The organism is Streptomyces alkaliphilus (genome assembly GCF_014141535.1).
GTDB classification, from domain to species: domain Bacteria; phylum Actinomycetota; class Actinomycetes; order Streptomycetales; family Streptomycetaceae; genus Streptomyces; species Streptomyces alkaliphilus.
On sequence record NZ_VKHT01000358.1, the window covers coordinates 1 to 4,754 of the forward strand.

Annotated in this window: 4 protein-coding genes; 3 read left to right on the forward strand and 1 reads right to left on the reverse strand. The window is 66.2% G+C overall.

Annotated features, from left to right (window positions below):
* Positions 1-30: 30 nt before the first annotated feature.
* Positions 31-603 carry a transcriptional regulator gene (locus FNQ90_RS12935; protein ID WP_182606517.1) on the reverse strand — a complete coding sequence of 191 codons (573 nt, stop codon included), beginning with the start codon at positions 601-603 and terminating at the stop codon, positions 31-33.
* A gap of 666 nt (positions 604-1,269) precedes the next feature.
* Here FNQ90_RS12935 and FNQ90_RS12940 point away from each other — a divergent pair.
* From FNQ90_RS12940 to FNQ90_RS12950, 3 genes are read left to right on the forward strand one after another with little or no spacing between them, the layout of a single operon-like run.
* The gene (locus tag FNQ90_RS12940; protein ID WP_182606518.1) at positions 1,270-2,205 is read left to right on the forward strand and encodes an ABC-three component system protein; all 936 of its coding nucleotides are present in this window, start codon (positions 1,270-1,272) and stop codon (positions 2,203-2,205) included.
* Positions 2,202-2,468 (forward strand): ABC-three component system middle component 6, encoded by a 267-nt coding sequence (locus FNQ90_RS12945; protein ID WP_182606519.1) that lies wholly within the window; start codon positions 2,202-2,204, stop codon positions 2,466-2,468. Before FNQ90_RS12940 ends, FNQ90_RS12945 begins: the two co-directional genes overlap by 4 nt.
* On the forward strand, positions 2,446-4,212 hold the full coding sequence (locus tag FNQ90_RS12950) for an ABC-three component system protein (RefSeq protein ID WP_182606520.1): 1,767 nt from the start codon (positions 2,446-2,448) through the stop codon (positions 4,210-4,212). The genes FNQ90_RS12945 and FNQ90_RS12950 overlap by 23 nt, the downstream gene beginning before the upstream one ends.
* The last annotated feature ends 542 nt before the right edge of the window (positions 4,213-4,754 follow it).

Sequence of the window (4,754 nt, forward strand, 5' to 3'; positions counted from 1 at the left end):
GGCGAGGGGTGGCGGTGGGGCGCAGCAGGGTCAGGCGTTCCAGCCGATGGATGAGACGTACTCGTACGCTTCTCCCTCGGAGCCGAGGTCGGCGGTGACCTGGTCCCAGACGGCTTCCAGGCCGGTGGTGTCACCGTGCGCCCAGGCATCCACAGCAGCCGTCCAGGTGGTGGGGCGGATGGTGATGCGGCGCACGTTCAGATCGCGGCGGCGGCCGGGGGCGACGCGGGTTTGGTCGACGGGGTCGATCTCGATGCGGGTGCCCCGTCCCTCGCGGGCCAGGCGGCGCTTGATGTGCGCCACGACCCGTTGGCGACGCAGTCCCCAGTAGGCGCGGTCCAACGCCGCGCGGCTCTTCGGGCTCGGGGAACGCTTCCCGGCCGTCCAGGCCGCCAACGCACGCTTACTGATGCCCTGCGCGGCCATCGCCTCCCGCCCGGCCTTGGAGGCCGTCAGGTAGCGCAGGCGGGCGTTGATGCCGCGCTTGGTGTCCGGGCCGGAGGCGATGCCGGTGACCATCGCCTCCAACCCCTGCGCGAGGGCGTCGGCGCCGTGCATCCCGTCCGCGTTGAACTTCCGCCACTCACCCCACTGGCCGGTCATCGATCACCTCCGGGACGCGGGGAGCGACCGGGGTCCACGGTCGCGTCGGTGGGGTGGGCTTATGGCGGTCTGCGGTCACTGATGGGTCCTCAACATAGCAGCGGGTCAAGGGCGGGAAGGGCTGTGTGGTCGGGCCGGCGAGGGGCTTGCCGGCGAGCTGCTGTGGGCCTTCGAGCCCTGCACGGGATGGTGGATCCCGGCCGGACAGGCCGTCATGCAAATGCTGCGCTGCACCCGGCCGTCGGGGTGCAGCGGCGCCGTAGGGGGAGTGCCCAAAAACTGGCCGGCCCCGCTCCTCCGTGCGGGGAAGGGGACCGGGCCGCCGGTGCGATCAACCGCGCTGGGCACGACGGGCGGCCTTGGCGAGCACGTCGGAGTCTCGCCGATCACCTCGGTGGCGCGCTCGGTGTCGGCGGCCCGCAGGGCGTCGACGGCCGCTCGGGCCCCCTCATAGCGGGTGGCGGGGCGGGGCGAACCACTGCCGGTGGGGTCGGCCAGTCGGCGGGCGCGGGCGGTGACGGCCCCCAGTTCGGCCTCTGTCTCGAACTCCTCAGCCGATGGCGGTGTAACGAACCCATCCAGGAGCTTCGTCTCGATCCTGATGATAAGGCTTCCAAGGGTGATCACGTACAGCTACTCTTTGCTCCTTGTACGTGGGGAGGGTGTATGCGGTATGAGCAGCGTGCCTACGCGCGGGTCAAGTTCCTTGAGCTCATGGCGGAGCTGTACGAGAACGATTTCGAGAACTTCTTCCACCGGCTCATGTGCTCGCGATACCCGGACTTCCTGGACGTTCGTACCGCGGGCAGTCTGGGGGACATGTCGGCAGACGGTCTTGCGTTGCATTCTCGCAAGCTGTACGCCTGCTATGCGCCGCAGACGGTGAAGCCGAGTGAGATCCGCAAGAAGTTCCGTGGTGACCTGGCCGGTGCGCTCGCCAAGCGCAGGGGCCAGTTCAACACGTTCGTGTTCGTGCATAACGATCGCCGCGGCGTTCATCCCGAAGTGACGGCAATGCTGACCGAGGCGGCCACCAGCACGCCGGATATACGTTTTGAGCAGATGGGCAGCCGGCGCTTATGGCATGAGTGCATGCAACTGGACCAGATGACTGCTGAAGACGTCCTCCGATGTGAGATTCCGATCAAGGAGATGACCTTCGGAGTCGGGATGGAGGATCTTGAGCCTCTCCTGAAGCAACTCCAGGAGATTCGGGCTTCCTCTGACCCGCTGATGCCTCTGCCGGACGTGCGCATCGAGAAACTGGACTTCAACCGACTCGAAGGCGAAGCACGCGAGGACCTCCTCCGCGGGATGCGGCAAGCGCACCTCGTGGAGGCCTTCTATGCGGGCAGCATGCGGGAGCTGGAACACGATGAGGTCGCGCAGGGCTTTCGCGTGTACTACGAGCAGGTGTGCAGGGAGTGGGACGACCCTGAAGACGTGTTGTGGCAGTTGCAGATGTACATGCTGGGAAATGCCCAGCCCCGGCCGAAGGTGTTGCGTGCCGCCCTTGTGGTCCTCGCGCATTTCTTCGGGCGGTGCGACATCTTCAAAGTACCTCCGGCCGGCTGGCGGCCCGAAGTCGGGATATCCGCGTGATTACCCCTACGAAGGGCATAGCGCCCGACCGGTGTCTGCTGGCCGTCGGTGCCCAGATCCTGCTGCAACTGGATGAGCCGCGGTCGGTCAGTCAGACGTGGGCCCGGCTGAAGTCCTGGCGGGCCGAGCACGGCCACGCCTCGCCCGTATCGTTCGGCTGGTTCGTCCTGGCATTGGATGTGCTCTACAGCATGGGTGCCATCGAGCTGGACCAGGACGTCCTCGTTGCAAGGAGCATGCATGCTGCGCCGCCTGAGCGCTGACGACGAGCGCTTCAAAGAGTTCTCCTTCACCGAGGGTCTGAACCTGATCGTTGCGTCCACCACCGCCTCGTCTGCAGACACCGACAGTCGCAACAGCGCCGGCAAGTCCAGTTTGATCGAGCTGATCCACTTCCTGCTCGGGGCCCGGGCCACGAACACCACGCTCGCCGTGAACAAGGCGCTACGACACATCACGTTCAGGCTGGAGATGGATTGGCCGGGCTTGGACAGTCCGCTCGGTGTCCGCCGCAGTGGACAGCGAGCCGGGTTCGTGACGCTTGAGGAGGACGTGACCGGCCCCGACGACGGTGCCATGTTCCCCCGCACAGGTGCAGTGGAGCTTCCTGTGGAACGGTGGACCCAGCTGATCGAGCGGGACCTCTTCGGCCTGCGCGGGGATCACCCGGGGGTGAGCGGAAGGGTGCTGCTCTCTTTCCTCGCCCGACGTATCTCGTCGCACGGCTTCAATGACCCGACCCGCACCTTCTCCCGGCAGTCCGCCCCGGAAGCCGCCTCCAACCTTGCCTATCTGTTGGGCCTGGACTGGCAGCTCGTCGATGAGTACAGACAGTTGGCCGCCCGTAGGGCCACACGTGCCCAACTGAAGAAAGCGGTCGATGATCCCGTGTGGGGACGCATCGTGGGGTCCACCGCAGATCTCAGAGGTCAGATCACGCTGGCTGAGGCGCAGGTGGAGCTGCTTCGTGCCCAAGTTGCGGCCTTTCAGGTCGTCCCCGAATATGAACGGCTCAAGGACAGAGCGGACCAGGTGAGCCGACGCATCCAGCAACTGGCCCAGGAAGATGTGATCGACCAGCACAACCTCGAAGAGCTCCGGGCAGCCGTCACCGAGACCACCGATGTCGAGGTCGACTACATCGAGCCCGTCTACCGCGAACTGGGCGTTGTCCTCAACGACCAAGTCCGCCGACGGTTCGAAGATGTGAAGACGTTCCACCACTCAGTGGTCCGCAACCGCCGACGCTTCCTGGAAGAAGAGATCGCCGAACTCACCGAACGACTCCAAGCACGCCGTTCCGAGCGGGCACGCCTGGGCGAGGACCAGGCCCGCCTCCTTCGAGACCTTGCCGAGGGAGGAGCGCTGGAGGCCCTGACGGCCCTGCAGACGACCCTTGGGCGTGAGGAGGCCGCGCTCCAAGCCCTGCGTCATCGTTTCGAGGCGGCCCAGACCCTCGAAGCCAGTGGCCGGCAGATCACCGCGAAGAGTGTGGAACTGCAGCAGGCAGTCGACACCGACCTTCAGGAACGTCGCAGGCAAACCGACGAAGCGATTCTGCTGTTCTCCCACTACGCCCAACGTCTCTACGGGGAGGGGCGGGAGGCCTACCTCGCCATCCAGGCCGGCCGCAACAGCCTGACCATCACTCCGCGCATCGACAGCGACGGCAGCCGCGGCATCAGCAACATGGTCATCTTCTGTTTCGACCTGACCCTGGCGGTCCTGGCACACCGGCACGGCCGTGGTCCCGACTTCCTCATCCACGACAGCCACCTCTACGACGGTGTCGATGACCGGCAAGTCGCTGCTGCTCTGAAGCTGGCCGCTGAAGTCACCGCGCAGGAGAACCTCCAGTACATCGTCACGATCAACACTGACAGCCTGAGCATGGCCGCGCAACGCGGCTTCGATCCCGGTCCTTACATTCGCAGTCCCCATCTCACCGACGAACACGAAAGCGGAGGCCTTTTCGGCTTCCGCTTCAAAACCACCGGCAAGAGGTGAACCAGCGAGACACGGAACCATGTGAAAGCCGACACCGCCCGCTTCCGAAAACCACGGTCCCGCGGGCCGGAGGACCCACCCGACCTTCGCCGCCCCGGTCCCGTGGTGCGGAAATAACCGGTGGCCATACCAATACTGCGACGGGCGCGACAGGCGGCTTTGGCGAGCACTTCGGAGATGTCGTCGATCGCCTCGGTGGCGCCAGCGGTGGGCGCGGCGGGCGACCTCCTCGATGGCGGCGAGGTGGCAAGCCTTGGATGCCAGGGTGGAAACCGGGGCGGTGACCAGCGTGCGGGGCCTCACGGGCCCGAAACGCCCGGGCAAGAGGCGCGGCAGCCCTGCGGCAGTGCCGAACCCGCAAGGGGTGCCTGACAAGCCCCGGGTGATGGTGGAAGGACGGGTCGGGAGAGCGTGCCGAGGGCCGGAGGTTCGGCATGTGACGGTGTGTAGGATCTCGTCTCCGCGATCCGGGAGTCGGGGGTAGCGTCGGCACCGGCGCACAGATCCGTTCACGGGACACGAAGAGGGGTGGGGGCTCGGTG